This window comes from Blastococcus sp. SYSU D00868 (genome assembly GCF_054050575.1).
The window spans coordinates 1-14,660 of the sequence record NZ_JBJGZO010000008.1 but is presented as its reverse complement, the minus strand read 5'-3'; the positions used below and the strand labels follow the sequence as shown (position 1 = coordinate 14,660).

Below are 14,660 nucleotides of genomic sequence, written 5' to 3'. Positions count from 1 at the left end.
CCGCTCACGACCGCAGCTCCAGGGCGGTCTGGCCGATGCGGATCGGCTGGCCGGGGGCCACCAGCAGCGGCCCCTGCACCCGCTGCTGGTCCAGGAAGGTGCCGTTGGTGGAGCCCAGGTCCTCGACGTACCACTGGCCGCCCCTGTTGGTCAGCCGGGCGTGCCGGGAGCTGGCGAAGTCGTCGGTGAGCACGAGGGTCGAGTCGTCGGCCCGGCCGATGAGGATCGGCTGGTCGCCGAGCGTGATCCGCGTACCCGCCAGCGGGCCGGCGGTCACCACGAGCGCCTTGGGGCCCTTGCTCTTCCGCCTGCCCGGCGCCGCGGCGCGCGGGGGGACGGCCGCCACCCGGCCGGCCCGGCCGCCGAAGAGGTCGGCGCGGACCACGCGGAACGCCGCGAAGATGAACAACCAGAGCAGCAGCAGGAAGCCGAACCGGAAGATCTGCAGGACGATCTCGGCCGTCACGGCGTCGCCGTCCCGCCGGGGTGGGAGTCCGAGGCCCGCGTCACGAGCCGTCCTGCCGGTACACCAGCACGGAGTGGCCGATGCGGATGACGTCGCCGTCGGCCAGCGCCTGGCGGGTGATCCGGCGTCCGTTCACCAGGGTTCCGTTGGTGGAGCCGAGGTCCTCGCAGTGGGCGACGCCGCTCTCGAGGACGACGTCGACGTGCTTGCGGCTCACCCCGGTGTCGGGCAGCCGGATGTCGGCGTCGGTGCCCCGGCCGATCACGTTGCGGCCGGTGGTCAGCTCGTGCCGGGTGCCCGGGCCGTCGACGACCAGCACGTGCGTGACGCCCGGCCGCGACCCCGCCCGCCCGACGACGGACGACGGGTGCTGGCGGCCGGTGTCGGTGGCCATCCGCCCGGGCAGCGGCGGCAGCGGCGGCACGCCCTCGGCGGCCAGCGGCGGCGCGGCGGGCGCCACGCCCAGGGCGTCGGCGCGCGAGGCGGGGCGGGCCGGGTCGGCCACGTGCGAGCCGACCTCGAAGACGCCGGTGCGCAGCGACTCGTCCAGCTGCAGGCGCACCTGCACCTCGCCGAACAGCTGGTACCCCTCGCCGGCGACGTGCTCGGCGACCATGTCGGCCAGCTCCGCGGCCAGCTGCTCGGACCACTCGGCCAGGTTGTCGAAGTCGGCCCGGCCCAGCCGCACGTCGTAGACGTTGGGCGCCAGGACGCGGCCCTCCCCGAGGACGGAGCGCTGCTCGTCGGCCTCGCGGGTCAGGGCCTTGGCGATCTCGGCGGGGTGCACCTTGCCCTTGAAGAGCCGGGCGAAGGCCAGCCCGACCATCCCCTCCAGGCGCCGCTCGAAGCGCTGCAGCACACCCACAGTCGCTCCTCCAGAGTCGTTCGGCGCCGACGTCGGTCCACCCGTGATCGTAGCCGGGCGCGCAGCGCGGGACCGATCAGGAACGCACGACTCCCCGGGCCGACCCGGCGGGGACCACCCCCTGACCAGCCCCCTCGAGCCGGGCTGCTAATGTCGTCGACGCGTCCGGGCAAGTGGCGGAATGGCAGACGCGCACGGTTCAGGTCCGTGTGTCCGAGAGGACGTGGGGGTTCAACTCCCCCCTTGCCCACCAGCACGAACGAGCCGGCCCCTCCGGGGGCCGGCTCGTCCGTCGTTGCGGGGGGTCCGGCTCAGCCGCCGGCCTTGACCGCCAGCACCGGGCAGTCGGCGTCGAGCAGGATGCGCTGGGCCTGGCTGCCGAACAGCAGCTTGCCGGTGGGGGAGCGGCGGCGCAGGCCGATCACGACGAGGCTGGCGCCGAGCCGGTCGGCGGCGTCCACGACCTCCTCGGCGGCGTCCCGGCCGCGCACCAGCTGCTCGACCTCGAAGTCGACCCCGGCCGAGCGCAGCCGCGTGCCCAGCCGCTCCACCTCCCCCTCGTCGAGGAACTTGGGGTCGTTGCTCGCATCGCTCTGGCCCACGTTGACCAGGTGCAGCCGCTCACCCCGGCGACGGGCCTCCTCGAGGGCCGCGTCCAGGGCGGCCTGTCCTTCAGCACTCGGCACGTAGCCGACGACGACGGTCATGCGGCGCAGCATAGGGACGACGACCGGGCTCACCCCCCTCGCGCGACGCCCAGCCCGGCCTCCCGGGCGCGCACGACCGCCTCGGCCCGGTCGCGGACGCCCAGCTTCGCGAACACCGAGGTGATGTGGTTGCGGACGGTCTTCTCGGAGAGGAACAGCCGCCGGGCGATCACCGCGTTGGGCAGCCCCTCGGCGATCAGCCCGAGGACCTCGCGCTCGCGGTCGGACAGCTCGGGGAACGGCCGGGCGACCACGCCCGCCCCGGCGGCGAAGAACGCCCGGAGCCGTTGCGCCACCCCCGCCCCGTAGACGGCCTGACCGTCGGCCACCGCGGCCAGCGCGCGGCCGATCTCCGCCTGACCGGCGCCCTTCAGCACGTAGCCCAGGGCGCCGGCCTGCACCGCGGCGAAGACGGCCTCGTCGTCGGCGACCATGGTGAGCACCAGCACCCGGACGTCGGGGTCCGCGGCCACCAGCTGCCGGGTGGCCTCGATCCCCGACAGGCCCGGCATCTGCACGTCCATGAGGACGACGTCGGGCCGCTCCCGCCGAACGGCCGCCACGGCCCCCTCCCCGTCGGCGGCCTCGGCGACGACCTCGACCCCGAGGTCCTCCAGCAGCACCCGCAGGCCCTGGCGGAAGACCGGGTGGTCGTCGGCGACGACGGCCCTCACGACCGCGCCCCCGCGAGCCCGGGTGCTTCCGCCGCCGCCGGCCGCGGCAGGGTCGCGCGCACGCGGGTCCCGCCACCGGGGCCCGGCCCCACGTCGCAGCGGCCGCCGAGCTCGGCCGCCCGCTCGCGCATCGACGCCAGCCCCACGCCCGCCGTCCGGCCGGCGGACAGCCCGGCCCCGTCGTCGGTCACCTCGACCACCACCCCCTCCTCCGAGGCGGAGACCGCCACGTGCACCGCGCCGGCCCGGGCGTGCCGGACGGCGTTGAGCACCGCCTCCTGCGCGATCCGGAACACCGCCACCTCCAGGGCCGCCGGCAGCCCGGCCAGGTCGCCGTCCCCGCTCACCGTCACCTCGGGGGCGCCGTCGGGCAGCACGCCCGCGCCGGCGCGCAGCGCGCCCAGCAACCCGAGGTCGTCCAGGGCCGGGGGCCGCAGCCCGTGCACCAGCCGCCGGACGTCGTCCACGGCCCCGGCCGCCTGCGTGCCGGCCAGCGCGACGAGCCGCCCGGCCCGGTCGGCGTCCCCGCGGCGCAGCGCCGAGCCCGCCGTGTCCAGCGTCATCACCACCGCCGACAGCTGCGGGCCCAGGCCGTCGTGCAGGTCGCGGCGCAGCCGGCGGCGCTCCTCTTCGCGCGCGGTGACCAGACGCTCCCGGGACTCGGCCAGGTCGCCGGTGAGCCGCAGGGCGTAGGCGGCCGCCGCGAGCCGCCCGGCCAGGGCGGCCAGCAGCCGGTCGTCGGCCGGGTCGAGGGCGCCGGCCCCGGCGCGGGGCGCCGCCTGCAGCCGGCCGACCTGCTCGCCGTGCAGCACCAGCGGCACGTCGGCGGCCACCGGCGCGGCCCGCCCGGCCTCCTCGCGGACAACGCCGCCGCCGGGCAGCCGGACCTCCACCGCGGCGCCGCGCAGCCGCAGGCCCGAGGCGATGGCCGCGGCGCCGGCGTGCAGGGCCTCGCGGGGGTCGGCGGCGGTGCGCAGCGCCTCGTCGACGCGGGTGAGCAGCGCGTACGGCTCGCCGCGCTGGCCGTGCAGCAGCCGGTCCACCAGGCGCTGCACCCGCGCGCGGGCCGGGGCGAAGGCCAGCGCCACCGCGAAGGCGGCGACGAACGGCGCGGCGTCGCGCCGCTCGCCCAGCAGCGCGCCGGCCCACCCGACGACCGCCGCGTAGACCAGGGCGGTGAGCCCGAACAGGAGGCCGGCGACCAGCGTCCGGTCGACCAGCACGTCGATGGCGTAGAGCCGGTACCGGAACGCGCCGACGGCCAGCCCGGCCGGCACCAGCAGGACGGCGACCGAGACGCCCCACCCCGGGGTGAGGAAGGTGGTCGCCACGGTGGCCACCACCCCGTAGGCGGCCCAGGCCAGCTGCCGGCGGGCGACGCCGTCGGAGCGCCGGACGCGGACGGCGAGCGAGGCCAGCCCGGTGGCGACGAGCGCGGCAACGAGCAGCGGGAAGCCCGGCAGCTCGAACGGGTCCCCGGTGTCGAGCGGCAGGGCGAGCAGGAGCGTCGTCCCGGCGGTGACGGCGAGCGCGGCCCCGACCGTCCAGCGCCACGGGCCCGGCAGCGGTGAGCCGGTGGGCAGCACCTGCGGCAGCACGGTGACGGCCAGCAGCAGCGCCGGCGCCCACGACCAGCCGCGCAGCCAGCCGGCCATCCCGCCGTCCCCCGTCCACTCCGACCACGAGGTGGCGAGCACGTAGCCGGCCGCCGAGACCCCGATGGCCAGCAGCAGCCAGCCGAGCCGGCGGGCGGCCGGGAGGCCGACCAGGAGCGCGCCGGCTACGGCGAACGAGGGCGCGGCCACCGGCTCCGGCGTGCGGAACAGGTCGGCCAGCCAGTCCCCGCCCGTCGCCACCGGCAGCACGACCGCGGTGGCGGCGGACAGGACCGCCGCGACGGCGAGCAGCCGGGCGGCCCCGAGGGCCACCCGGCTCCCGCCAGGGCGCTGCAGCACGACGGCAGAACCTACTGCGCCGGGGCCGCCGGTCAGGCCGTTCGCGCGACGACGTCGTCCGTCCGGGGGGACCGGAGCAGGTGGGCGGCCAGGCCGAGGGCGCCGGCCAGCCACAGCCAGTGCGGGTCGACCGGGCCGACGGCGCCCACCGAGAAGTCGAGCAGCACGAAGACGAGCCACGCAGCGGGGATCCAGCGGGGCACCGCGCCGGTCACCAGCAGGCCGACGGTCAGCACGACCATCCCCAGGAGGGAGCCGGCCAGGAAGGGCAGCAGGAACAGCAGCAGGAACAGCGGCGACGCCTCCACGTCGGTGAGCAGCGCGGCGGCCGCGGCCGGGTCGTCCGCGGCGGACGCCGGGACCTGCAGCAGACCGAGCAGGTGGACACCGACGAACCCCCACATGCCGGCCGCGAGCAGGGTCCCCGCCACCGCGGCGGCGCGCCGGGCGCGGGTGGCCAGCAGCCGGGCGGCGGCGAGGAAGGCGATCACCATGAACGGGATCGCGAGCGTGCCGGCGACCAGCCGGGTGGTGAACAGCGGCAGGTGGTCGGCCACCAGGGGCAGCTGGTCGGCGACGTCCTCCGGCCGCTCGGGCAAGAACTGCAGGAGCACCGCCTCCGCGGTGTTGAGGACCGCGCCGACGACGAGGCCGGCCACCGCCAGGCGACGGCCGGGCAGGGCGGCGGGGGCCGGCGCGGGCGGCGCCGGCAGCGGGCGGACGGGGTGGGTCGTGCTCGTCACGGGGAGACCTCCGGTACGCGGCGGGCTCCTCCCGCCGGGGTGCACCGACCCTCGCCGGGGAGCGGTCCCGGGCGGATGGGAGGACGGTCCCCTCCTGACCGGGACCCCCGGCGTCAGCGCGGGGCCTTCACCGCCAGCACCGGGCAGTCGGCGTTCAGCAGGACGCGCTGGGCCTGGCTGCCGAACAGCAGCTTCCCGGTGGGCGAGCGGCGGCGCATGCCGATGACCAGCACGCTGGCGCGCACCCGCTCGGCCTCGGCCACCAGCTCCTCGGCGGCGTCCCGGCCGCGCACCAGCTGCTCGATCTCGAAGTCGGCGCCGGCGAACAGCAGCCGGTCGGCCAGCCGGACCCGCTCGCCCTCGTCGAGGAACCGGGGGTCGTTCGCCGCGTCCGGCTCGCCGACGTTCACCACGAGCAGCGACTCGCGACGGCGGTCGGCCTCGGCCAGCGCCGCCTCGAGCGCGGCCTCCCCGACCGGCCCCGGCACGTACCCGACGACCACCGTCACGGTCGGAGCATAGGAACGCCGGGACGGCGCCGCACGGGCCCGCGCCGGCCGGCCCCGGCGCGGCTCACCCGGCCGCCAGGTCGGCCGGGTCCGGGCGGCGGGCCACCAGCACCGAGCAGGCCGCGGAGGCGGTGATCGCGTCGGCGGTGGCGCCGAGCGTCCGCCGCCGGAGGGGACCGGCGCGGCCCGCGCTGCCGATGGCGACGAGGTCGGGCCGCTCCTCGTCCAGGGCCCGGAGCAGGCTGGTGCGCACGTCGGCGCCGGGCTGGGTGACCCGGCGGACGACGTCCCCGGCCGGGGCCACCACCGCGGCGGCAGCGTCGACGGCGGCCTCCGGGTCGACCCCGCGCTCGCACACGGCGAGCACGGTGACCCGGACGTCGCCCAGCCACGGCAGCCGGGCCAGCGCCTCGGCGGCCGCCTGGGCGTGGCCCGAGCCGTCGACGCAGAGCACCACCTGCCGGACGGGGCGGGCCGACCGGACGATGACCAGCGGCACCAGCGGCCGGTGCGCCGACAGCAGCCAGTCGACCGTGCTGCCCAGGTGCATGCGCTTGAGGAAGTGCCGCCCGCGCGGCCCGACGGCCATGAGGGCCGCGCCGGTGCAGGAGTCGAGCACCACGCGGGGGTCCCCGTCGGCCTCCAGGTGCTCCACCGTCGTGCCCGGGCCGGGCGTGAACAGCTGCCGGCCGGGCACCGGGGGCGCCGGCCGCAGGCGCCCCCGCTCGCCCGGCGGCGGGCCGCTGGTCACCGGGTGGGCGCAGACGACGGAGATGCGCCAGCCCGGCCACCGGTGGTTGTTGACCCACAGCCAGACGACGTCGCACGGCGGTGACCCGTCGTCGCCGACGACGAGCTGCGGACGAGGGTCGCTGTCCACGGCCGGCTCCCGCTCAGGTGGTCAGGCCGCGGCGGCCGTCGGGGTCCTCCGGACCGCGGCGCCCCTCGGTCAGGGTCTGGGCCAGCAGGACCGCACCCCAGGGGCCGACCACCCAGATCGGCCACGGGTAGATCCAGTCGCCGGAGGCCAGCGAGGTGACCAGCCAGATCGTGACGACGACGACCGCGGTGGACGCCCAGCTGGTCCAGGCGGCGGCGCGGGTGCCGCCCCACGCCGCCCAGCCCCAGCCGCCGGCCCCGCACTGCCCCCAGCCGACGGGTCCGGCGGCGCGGGCCGGCGCCGGAGCGGCGGGCCGGGGCGCGGACGGCGTCGCCGGCTGCAGCGGCGGCAGGTCGGCGGTCAGCTCGTCGAGCTCGCCGTAGGTGCGGGACGCGTAGGCGCGCGACAGCCGGTCCTCGTACTCGGCGACCGTGAGCCGGCCGGCGGCCATGTGCTCGCCCAGCAGGCCGGCCAGCGCGGCACGGTCGGCGTCGGCGGCGCGGAGGTGCGGCTCGGGCATGCCGCCAGTCTCGCCGTCGAGGGCGCCGGCTGACCACTGACGGACGTCACGGATCCCCCGTGCGGAACCGCCCCATCGCCCGGGCTCGCGGGGGTCAGCCCGCGGCGGGGGCGGCCTCCCGGGCCAGGTGCCGGCCGATCACCATGCGCTGGATCTGGTTGGTGCCCTCGAAGATCTGCATGACCTTGGCCTCGCGCATGTACCGCTCGGCCGGGTGGTCGCGGGTGTAGCCGGCGCCGCCGAGCACCTGGACGGCGTCGGTGGTCACCTTCATCGCCGCGTCGGTGGCGACCAGCTTGGCGATGCTCGCCTGCCGGGCGTAGTCCTTGCCGGCGTCCCTGCGGCGGGCGGCGGCCAGGTAGGTGGCGCGGGCGGACTCCACCGCGGCGGCCATGTCGGCGAGCAGGAACGCCACGCCCTGGTGGTCGACGATCCGCCGGCCGAACGCCTCGCGCTCCAGCGCGTAGGCGACGGCGACGTCGAGGGCGGACTGGGCCAGCCCGACGGCGACCGCGCTGACGCCCAGGCGGCCGGAGTCCAGCGCGGCCAGGGCGATGCCCAGCCCGCGGCCGGGCTCGCCGACCAGCCGGTCGGCCGGCACCGGGACGCCGTCCAGCCGGATCGCGGCGGTCGTGGAGCCGGTGAGCCCCATCTTCTCCTCGGGCCGCGCCGCGGAGAACCCGGCGAGGTCGGGGGTGAGGTGGAAGCAGGAGATGCCCTGCTCGCCGTCGTCCGGCGTCCGCAGGAAGGTCGAGTAGAAGTCGGCGTGCCCGCCGTGGGTGACCCAGGCCTTCTCGCCGGTGGCGGTCCAGCCCTCGTCGGTGGCCTTCGCCTGCGCCCGCATCGCGGCGGGGTCGGAGCCGGCGTGGGCCTCGGAGAGGCAGTAGGCGCCGAGCAGCCGGCCGCCGACCATCTCCGGCAGCCACTCCCGGCGCTGGGCCTCGGTGCCGAACCGGTCGACGGGGAAGCAGGCGAGGGTGTGCACGCTGACGCCGAGCGCGACGCTGGCCCAGCGGGCGGCCAGCTCCTCGACGACCTGCAGGTACACCGCGTAGGGCTGGCCCCCGCCGCCGACGTCCTCGCCGAACGGCAGCCCGAGCAGGCCGGCCTCGCCGAGCAGCGCGAAGACCTCGCGGGGGAAGCGCTCCTCCCGCTCGTACCGCGCCGCCCGCGGCGCGAGCTCGCCGTCGGCGATCTCCCGGGTGAGGGCGATGAGGTCGGCGGCCTCGGGGGTGGGCAGCTCGCGGTCGACGGGCACGGAGGCCTCCGTCCGGGTGGTGGGACAGTACTGCGGACGGTACCGCAGTACTGTCCGCCGTCCTGGGGGATGCTGTCGCGCCGAGCCGGGAGGTGGCATGAGCGCAGAGGCCTCGACGACGGCCGAGCCCGCGGAGGGCCGGGTGCTCACCGCCCGCCAGGCCCAGTTGCTCGACCAGCTCGAGGAGCTCTTCCTGGCCGAGGGCTTCGCCGGCTTCACCCTCGACGACCTCGCCGTCCGCCTGCGCTGCTCCAAGAGCACCCTCTACACGCTCGCCGGGAGCAAGGAGCAGCTGGCCGCGCGGGTCGTCCGGCACTTCTTCCGCAAGGCCGCGGCGGCGGTGGAGGCGCAGGCGGTGGACGAGGACGACCCGGCGCTGCGCGTCACCGCCTACCTCGGCGCCGTGGCCGGGGCGCTGGCGCCGGCCGGCCCGGCCTTCCGCCGGGACCTCGACGGCTTCGCGCCCGGGCGCGCGGTCTACGAGCGGCACACCGCCCTGGCCGCCGAGCGGATCCGCGAGCTGGTCGCCGAGGGGGTGGCCGCCGGCCGGTTCCGCCGGGTGCACCCCGCGCTGGTCGCCGACACCGTCACCACGCTGATGTTCCGCATCGGCCGCGGCGACACCGGCCGCGCCACCGGGCTGAGCGACGCGGCCGCCTACCGGGAGCTGGCAGCCCTCCTGCTGCACGGGATCACCCTGTGAGGATGCCGGCGTGACGACCTCGACCTGCGCCATCGGCCCGGCCGCCTGGGACGACCCGGAGGTGCGCGCGCTGACCGCCGCCCAGCAGGTGGAGCTGCGCGCCCGCTACGAGGGCGACACCGAGCCCGGGACGCCGCCGTCGGCCGCCGACGTGGCCGTGGTGCTCGTCGCCCGCGACGCCGGCGGGACGGCGATCGGCTGCGGCGCGCTGCGCCCGCTCGAGCCGGGCGCGGCCGAGCTGAAGCGGATGTACGTCGTCCCGGCGGCCCGCGGCCGCGGGGTGTCGCGGCAGCTCCTGGCGGCGCTGGAGGCGGCGGCCCGCGACCGCGGCTGGACCACGCTGCGGCTGGAGACCGGCCCCCGGCAGCCGGAGGCGATCGGCCTCTACGAGAGCGCCGGCTACCGGCCGGTCGGCGCGTTCGGGGTCTACGTCGACGAGCCCGACGCCGGCTGCTCGCTGTACTACGAGCGGGTGCTCGGCCCCGCCTGACGCCCGGCGAAGCCTGCACAGTCGTCAGCATCGCGGCCTGACGGCGACGAGTGTGCAGATCTCGCCGGCGGGGTGCGGGAGGCTGACCCGCACCCCACCCTCGCCCGAGCACCGGAGGTCCCCGTGGGCACCGTCGTCCGCATCCCGTTCGAGGTCACCGGCTGGGAGCCCGAGCCGCTCGCCCTCGGCGGGCCCGGCCCGGTCGCGTTCGGCCGGGTCACCCTGCGCAAGACGTTCACCGGCGCGCTGACCGGCACCAGCGTGGTCGCGATGACCTCGACGGCGGTCGGCACCGACCCGGCCGGCTACGTCGCCGTCGAGCTGGTCACCGGCACGCTGGAGGGGCGCGGCGGCACCTTCGTGCTCCAGCACGCGGGCGTGGTGGACGGCGCCGACTCCCGGGCGTCCGGCGTCGTCCTGCCGGGCACCGGCACCGGCGAGCTGACCGGGCTGCGCGGCACGGTCGAGCTGACCCACGAGGAGGCCGGGGCGGTCCTGACCCTCGACTACGAGGTGGGCTGAGCCGGCGCGGGTGTGGTGGGCTGGCCGCCATGAGCGTGCCGACCCACACCACCTGGCCCCCACTCGAGCCGGTCGACGTCGAGCTGGTCAGCGGCGACGCGCGGCTGGCCGTCGACCTGCGCGGCGGCGGGATCCGCGCGCTGGCCGTGGCCGGCTGGGACGTCGTCGACGGCTACCGGGCCGGGACCGTGCCGGCGGGACGCCGCGGCGGGCTGCTGCTGCCCTGGCCCAACCGGCTGCGCGGCGGCCGCTGGAGCTGGGCCGGCCGCGACCTGCAGCTCGACGTCGTCTCCGCCGGCACCCCCACCGCCATGCACGGCCTGCTGTCGTGGCAGCCGTTCGCCGTCCTCTCCCGGTTCTCCGACGCGGTCACCGTCGGCACCACGCTCGAGCCGCGGTCGGGTTATCCGTTCCGGCTGCTGGTCGCGCTGGACTACGCGCTGGGGCCGGACGGCCTGACGGTCACGCTGCGCGTCCGCAACGCCTCGGCCGAGCCCGCGCCGTTCGGCGCCGGGATGCACCCCTACCTGGCCGTCGGGGCGCGGGAGGACGGCGACGTCGGCGCCGCCGAGCTGACCCTGCCCGCGCGCACCGAGCTGGTCACCGACGGCGGCCTGCCCACGGGGGAGCGGACGCCGTTCGACGGCGCAGTGGGCCGGCTCGGCGACCGGGCGCTCGACACCCCGCTCACCGACCTGGACCGCGACGCCGACGGCTGGGCGCGCGTGCGGCTGCGCGGGCCGGCCGGCGAGGTGGAGCTCGCCGTCGACCGGTCCTGGCCGTGGCTGCAGGTCTTCACCGGCGACACCCTGCCGACCGGCCAGCGCCGGCGCAGCGTCGCCGTCGAGCCGATGACCTGCCCGCCGAACGCCCTCGCCGACGGGGCCGACCTCGTCGTCCTCGAGCCGGCCGCCACCTGGTCGGGCAGCTGGACGCTGGCCTGGACGCCGGCGGCGTGATGCGGGTCGCCGAGCTGTGGCGGTACCCCGTCAAGTCCCTGCAGGGCGAGCGGGTGGCCGCCGCCGACGTCGGGCCCGAGGGCCTGGCCGGCGACCGGCGGTGGGCGCTGTTCGACACCGCCACCGGCATGGGCCTGACCGCCCGCCGGGTGCCCGACCTGCTGTTCGCCTCCGCCCGGCTGGCGCTCGACGGCGGGGTGCGGGTGGTGCTGCCGGACGGCACGGTCGCCGCCGACGACGCCGCCCTGTCGGCCTGGCTGGGCCGGCCGGTGACGCTGCGCGCGGCGGCCGAGGCGACCGGCGCGCGGACCTACGAGAACCCGTTCGACGTGCGGGACGACGGCGAGTACGGCTGGGACGCCTTCGACGGCGCGGGCGGCGCGTTCCACGACAGCAGCCGCGCGCGGCTCTCGCTGGTCTCGACCGGGACGCTGGGCGGCTGGGACCGGCGGCGCTTCCGGGCCAACGTCGTCCTGGCCGGGGCGGGGGAGGACGAGCTGGTCGGCCGGCGGGTGATCCTGGGGACCGCCGAGCTGGACCTCGTGCAGCCGATCCCCCGCTGCGTCATGGTCACCCGGCCGCAGCCGGGCGGCATCGGCCGCGACACCGGGGTGCTCAAGGCCGTGCACCGCGAGCGCGGCGGCGACCTGGCCGTGGCGGCGCTGGTCGCGGTGCCGGGCACGGTCGCCGTCGGCGACGAGCTGACTGCGCGAGGATGAGCCGCGTGCGCACCGTCTCCCTGCGGCCCGGCGAGGAGTCCATCCGGCTCGGCCAGCTGCTCAAGCTCGTCGACGCCGTGCCCACCGGCGCCCAGGTGAAGGACGTGCTGGTCACCGGCGCGATCCGGGTCAACGGGGAGGTCGAGGACCGGCGCGGGCGGCAGGTCCGGCGCGGCGACGTGGTCTCGATCGAGGGGGCCGAGGACGTGCACGTCGGGTGACGGCCTCGGGAGCACCGCAACGGGGAACGAGCGAGGAGCGGGACCCCACCGGGAACGGAGCGGCCGGGTCGGCGCCCGGGCCCGGTTCCACGTGGAACCGGGTCGGGACGGCGCCGTGGCGCGCGCCGCGCTGGCCGGCCGGGGCGCCCGCCGGCCCCGACTTCGCCGCGATCCGCGCCGAGTTCGACGTCCCGGAGGACTTCCCGCCCGAGGTGCTGGCCGAGGCGGCGGCGGTGGCGGCCGGTCGGCCGGCGCCCGGCCTCGACGCGACCGGCCTCCCCCTGGTCACGGTCGACCCGGCCGGCAGCCGCGACCTCGACCAGGCGGTGCACCTGCGCCGCGACGGCGACGGCTACCGGGTCTCCTACGCGGTCGCCGACGTCGGCGCCGCGGTCGGCCCGGGCGGGGCGCTCGACGCCGAGGCCCGCCGCCGCGGCCAGACGCTGTACACCCCGGACCGGCGGGTCCCGCTGCACCCGCCGGTCCTGTCAGAGGGCGCGGCGAGCCTGCTCCCCGGCGAGGACCGCGCCGCCGTCCTCTGGACGATCCGGCTGGACGCCGACGGCGAGGTGCGCGCGGTCGACGTCCGCCGCGCGCGGGTCCGCAGCCGGGCCCAGCTGGCCTATCCGGACGTGCAGCGCGCCGCCGACGCCGGGACGCTCCCCGAGCCGATCGCGCTCCTCCCCGAGCTCGGCCCGCTGCTGCAGCGGCGGGCGGTGGAACGCGGCGCGGTGGAGCTGGGCACGCCGGAGCAGCAGGTCGAGCGCGGCCCGGACGGCGGCTGGACGCTCACCACCCGCGGCGACCTCCCGGTCGAGGGCTGGAACGCCACGATCTCGCTGCTCACCGGCCGGTGCGCCGCCGCGTTGATGCTCGACGGCGGGGTCGGCCTGCTGCGCACCCTGCCGCCGCCGGCGCCCGAGGCGGTGGCCGCCCTGCGCCGCCTCGCCCCCGCCCTGGACGTCGACTGGCCGCGCGGCGCGAGCCCCGGCACGGTGGTCGCCGGGCTCGACCCGGCCCGCCCCGGGCACGCCGCCTTCCTGGAGGAGGCCGCCGCGCTGCTGCGGGGCGCGGCCTACACGCCGTTCGACGGCGCGCCGCCGGAGCAGCCCGGGCACGGCGGCGTCGGCGCGCCCTACGCGCACGTCACCGCCCCGCTGCGGCGGCTGGTCGACCGGTTCGGCACCGAGGTCTGCCTGGCGCTCGCCGCCGGGCGGGAGCCCGACCCCGCGGTGCGCGCCGCGCTGCCCGAGCTGCCCGGGCTGATGACCGCCTCCGACCGCCGGACCCGGGCCGTGGAGCGGGCGGTGGTCGACGCGACCGAGGCCTGGCTGCTGCGCGACCGGGTCGGGGAGGTGTTCGACGCGGTGGTCGTGGACTCCGAGGGGACCCGCGGCACCGTCGTCCTCACCGACCCGGCGATCCGGGGGCGCTGCACCGGGCCCCTGACCCCCGGCACCCGGGTCCGCGTGCGCCTGGCCGAGGCGGACCCCGGCCGGCGGTCGGTCCGGTTCGAGGCGCTGCTCTGACGCCGTCGGGCAGGATGGGCCGGTGAGGATCGCCGTCGTCCAGCACGACATCGTCTGGGAGGACCGGGACGCCAACTTCGCCCGGCTCGCGCCGCAGGTGGCCCGCGCGGCCGCCGCCGGCGCCGAGCTGGTGCTGCTGAGCGAGACGTTCTCCACCGGCTTCTCCATGACCCCCGGCATCGGGGAGCCCGAGGGCGGCCCGTCCGCGGGCTTCCTGCTCGAGCAGGCCGCCGCGCACGGCGTCTGGGTCGCCGGGAGCTGCCCCGAGGTCGCGCCGGGCGGGGACCTGCCGTTCAACTCGTTCGTGCTCGCCGGACCCGACGGCACGGTGCACCGCTACCGCAAGCTGCACCCGTTCACCCACGGCGGCGAGCACGAGCGGTTCCGGGCCGGCGACGGGCCGGTCACCGTCGAGATCGGCGGCCTGCGGATCACCCCGTTCGTCTGCTACGACCTGCGCTTCGCCGACGTCTTCTGGCGGGCGGCGCCGGAGACCGACGTCTACCTGGTGACGGCGAACTGGCCGGCCGCCCGCCGGCTGCACTGGCAGACCCTGCTGCAGGCCCGCGCCATCGAGAACCAGGCCTACGTGGTCGGCTGCAACCGGGTGGGCGCGGCGGGCGACGGCACCGAGCACGCCGGCGACAGCCGCATCGTCAGCCCGATGGGCGAGCTGCTGGCCACCGCGGCGGGGGTGGAGACCGTCGTCCTGGCCGACGTCGACGCCGGCGAGGTGGCCGCCACCCGCGACCGGCTGCGCTTCCTCCCCGACCGCCGCACCTGGTAGCGCCGCACCTGGTAGCGCCGCACCTGGTAGCGGGGTGGGGGGGGGGGGGGGGGGGGGGGGGGGGGGGGGGGGGGGGGGGGGGGGGGGGGGGGGGGGGGGGGGGGGGGGGGGGCGGGGCGGGGCGTCGGGCGCGGGGGGCGCGGGCGGGGGGGG

Annotated in this window: 18 protein-coding genes and 1 tRNA gene; 9 read left to right on the top strand and 10 right to left on the bottom strand. The window is 78.0% G+C overall.

The genetic code is table 11. The features are described from left to right. Positions 1–4 precede the first annotated feature (4 nt). Together ACI79F_RS09295 and ACI79F_RS09290 are read right to left on the bottom strand one after the other, a co-directional pair. On the bottom strand, positions 5–466 hold the full coding sequence (locus ACI79F_RS09295) for an FHA domain-containing protein FhaB/FipA (protein WP_456544286.1): 462 nt from the start codon (positions 464–466) through the stop codon (positions 5–7). 40 nt (positions 467–506) lie between these two features. Continuing rightward, complete coding sequence (locus ACI79F_RS09290) at positions 507–1,331, bottom strand: FhaA domain-containing protein (RefSeq protein WP_456544285.1); 825 nt, start codon at positions 1,329–1,331, stop codon at positions 507–509. A gap of 167 nt (positions 1,332–1,498) precedes the next feature. On the opposite strand from ACI79F_RS09290, the gene ACI79F_RS09285 reads away from it, so the two are divergent. Beyond that, a tRNA-Leu gene (locus ACI79F_RS09285) sits at positions 1,499–1,584 on the top strand. A gap of 58 nt (positions 1,585–1,642) precedes the next feature. Here ACI79F_RS09285 and ACI79F_RS09280 read toward each other — a convergent pair. The 8 genes from ACI79F_RS09280 to ACI79F_RS09245 all read right to left on the bottom strand — a co-directional run bounded on the left by ACI79F_RS09280 (position 1,643) and on the right by ACI79F_RS09245 (position 8,577). Further along, on the bottom strand, positions 1,643–2,038 hold the full coding sequence (locus ACI79F_RS09280; protein WP_456544284.1) for a universal stress protein: 396 nt from the start codon (positions 2,036–2,038) through the stop codon (positions 1,643–1,645). Between the two features lie 29 nt (positions 2,039–2,067). Further along, the gene (locus tag ACI79F_RS09275) at positions 2,068–2,712 is read right to left on the bottom strand and encodes a response regulator (protein ID WP_456544283.1); all 645 of its coding nucleotides are present in this window, start codon (positions 2,710–2,712) and stop codon (positions 2,068–2,070) included. Beyond that, complete coding sequence (locus ACI79F_RS09270; RefSeq protein WP_456544282.1) at positions 2,709–4,667, bottom strand: ATP-binding protein; 1,959 nt, start codon at positions 4,665–4,667, stop codon at positions 2,709–2,711. The genes ACI79F_RS09275 and ACI79F_RS09270 overlap by 4 nt, the downstream gene beginning before the upstream one ends. Before the next feature lie 32 nt (positions 4,668–4,699). Continuing rightward, entirely contained in the window at positions 4,700–5,410 is a 711-nt protein-coding gene (locus ACI79F_RS09265; protein WP_456544281.1) for a hypothetical protein, read from the bottom strand. 113 nt (positions 5,411–5,523) lie between these two features. Beyond that, positions 5,524–5,919, bottom strand: a complete 396-nt coding sequence (locus tag ACI79F_RS09260; RefSeq protein WP_456544280.1) for a universal stress protein — start codon at positions 5,917–5,919, stop codon at positions 5,524–5,526. A 64-nt stretch (positions 5,920–5,983) separates the two neighbouring features. Then, positions 5,984–6,799 (bottom strand): universal stress protein, encoded by an 816-nt coding sequence (locus ACI79F_RS09255; protein WP_456544279.1) that lies wholly within the window; start codon positions 6,797–6,799, stop codon positions 5,984–5,986. A 13-nt stretch (positions 6,800–6,812) separates the two neighbouring features. Continuing rightward, positions 6,813–7,319, bottom strand: a complete 507-nt coding sequence (locus ACI79F_RS09250; RefSeq protein WP_456544278.1) for a DUF1707 SHOCT-like domain-containing protein — start codon at positions 7,317–7,319, stop codon at positions 6,813–6,815. 94 nt (positions 7,320–7,413) lie between these two features. Then, entirely contained in the window at positions 7,414–8,577 is a 1,164-nt protein-coding gene (locus ACI79F_RS09245) for an acyl-CoA dehydrogenase family protein (protein WP_456544277.1), read from the bottom strand. A 97-nt stretch (positions 8,578–8,674) separates the two neighbouring features. Here ACI79F_RS09245 and ACI79F_RS09240 point away from each other — a divergent pair, with 97 nt between their 5' ends. From ACI79F_RS09240 to ACI79F_RS09205, 8 genes are all read left to right on the top strand, one after another. Beyond that, a complete protein-coding gene (locus ACI79F_RS09240; protein WP_456544276.1) occupies positions 8,675–9,280 on the top strand; it encodes a TetR/AcrR family transcriptional regulator in 606 nt (201 codons plus the stop codon). Positions 9,281–9,290: 10 nt separating this feature from the next. Further along, positions 9,291–9,770 carry a GNAT family N-acetyltransferase gene (locus tag ACI79F_RS09235; protein WP_456544275.1) on the top strand — a complete coding sequence of 160 codons (480 nt, stop codon included), beginning with the start codon at positions 9,291–9,293 and terminating at the stop codon, positions 9,768–9,770. 123 nt (positions 9,771–9,893) lie between these two features. Beyond that, positions 9,894–10,292 (top strand): DUF3224 domain-containing protein, encoded by a 399-nt coding sequence (locus tag ACI79F_RS09230; RefSeq protein ID WP_456544274.1) that lies wholly within the window; start codon positions 9,894–9,896, stop codon positions 10,290–10,292. 29 nt (positions 10,293–10,321) lie between these two features. Further along, positions 10,322–11,251 carry an aldose epimerase family protein gene (locus tag ACI79F_RS09225; RefSeq protein WP_456544273.1) on the top strand — a complete coding sequence of 310 codons (930 nt, stop codon included), beginning with the start codon at positions 10,322–10,324 and terminating at the stop codon, positions 11,249–11,251. Continuing rightward, positions 11,251–11,970, top strand: coding sequence for an MOSC domain-containing protein (locus tag ACI79F_RS09220; protein ID WP_456544442.1), 720 nt, complete (start codon positions 11,251–11,253; stop codon positions 11,968–11,970). The genes ACI79F_RS09225 and ACI79F_RS09220 overlap by 1 nt, the downstream gene beginning before the upstream one ends. Beyond that, positions 11,967–12,191, top strand: a complete 225-nt coding sequence (locus ACI79F_RS09215) for an RNA-binding S4 domain-containing protein (RefSeq protein ID WP_456544272.1) — start codon at positions 11,967–11,969, stop codon at positions 12,189–12,191. Before ACI79F_RS09220 ends, ACI79F_RS09215 begins: the two co-directional genes overlap by 4 nt. Then, on the top strand, positions 12,188–13,720 hold the full coding sequence (locus tag ACI79F_RS09210) for an RNB domain-containing ribonuclease (RefSeq protein WP_456544271.1): 1,533 nt from the start codon (positions 12,188–12,190) through the stop codon (positions 13,718–13,720). The genes ACI79F_RS09215 and ACI79F_RS09210 overlap by 4 nt, the downstream gene beginning before the upstream one ends. 22 nt (positions 13,721–13,742) lie before the next feature. Then, positions 13,743–14,507: a nitrilase-related carbon-nitrogen hydrolase gene (locus ACI79F_RS09205; RefSeq protein WP_456544270.1), complete on the top strand. Its 765-nt coding sequence runs from the start codon at positions 13,743–13,745 to the stop codon at positions 14,505–14,507. Positions 14,508–14,660: the final 153 nt, after the last annotated feature.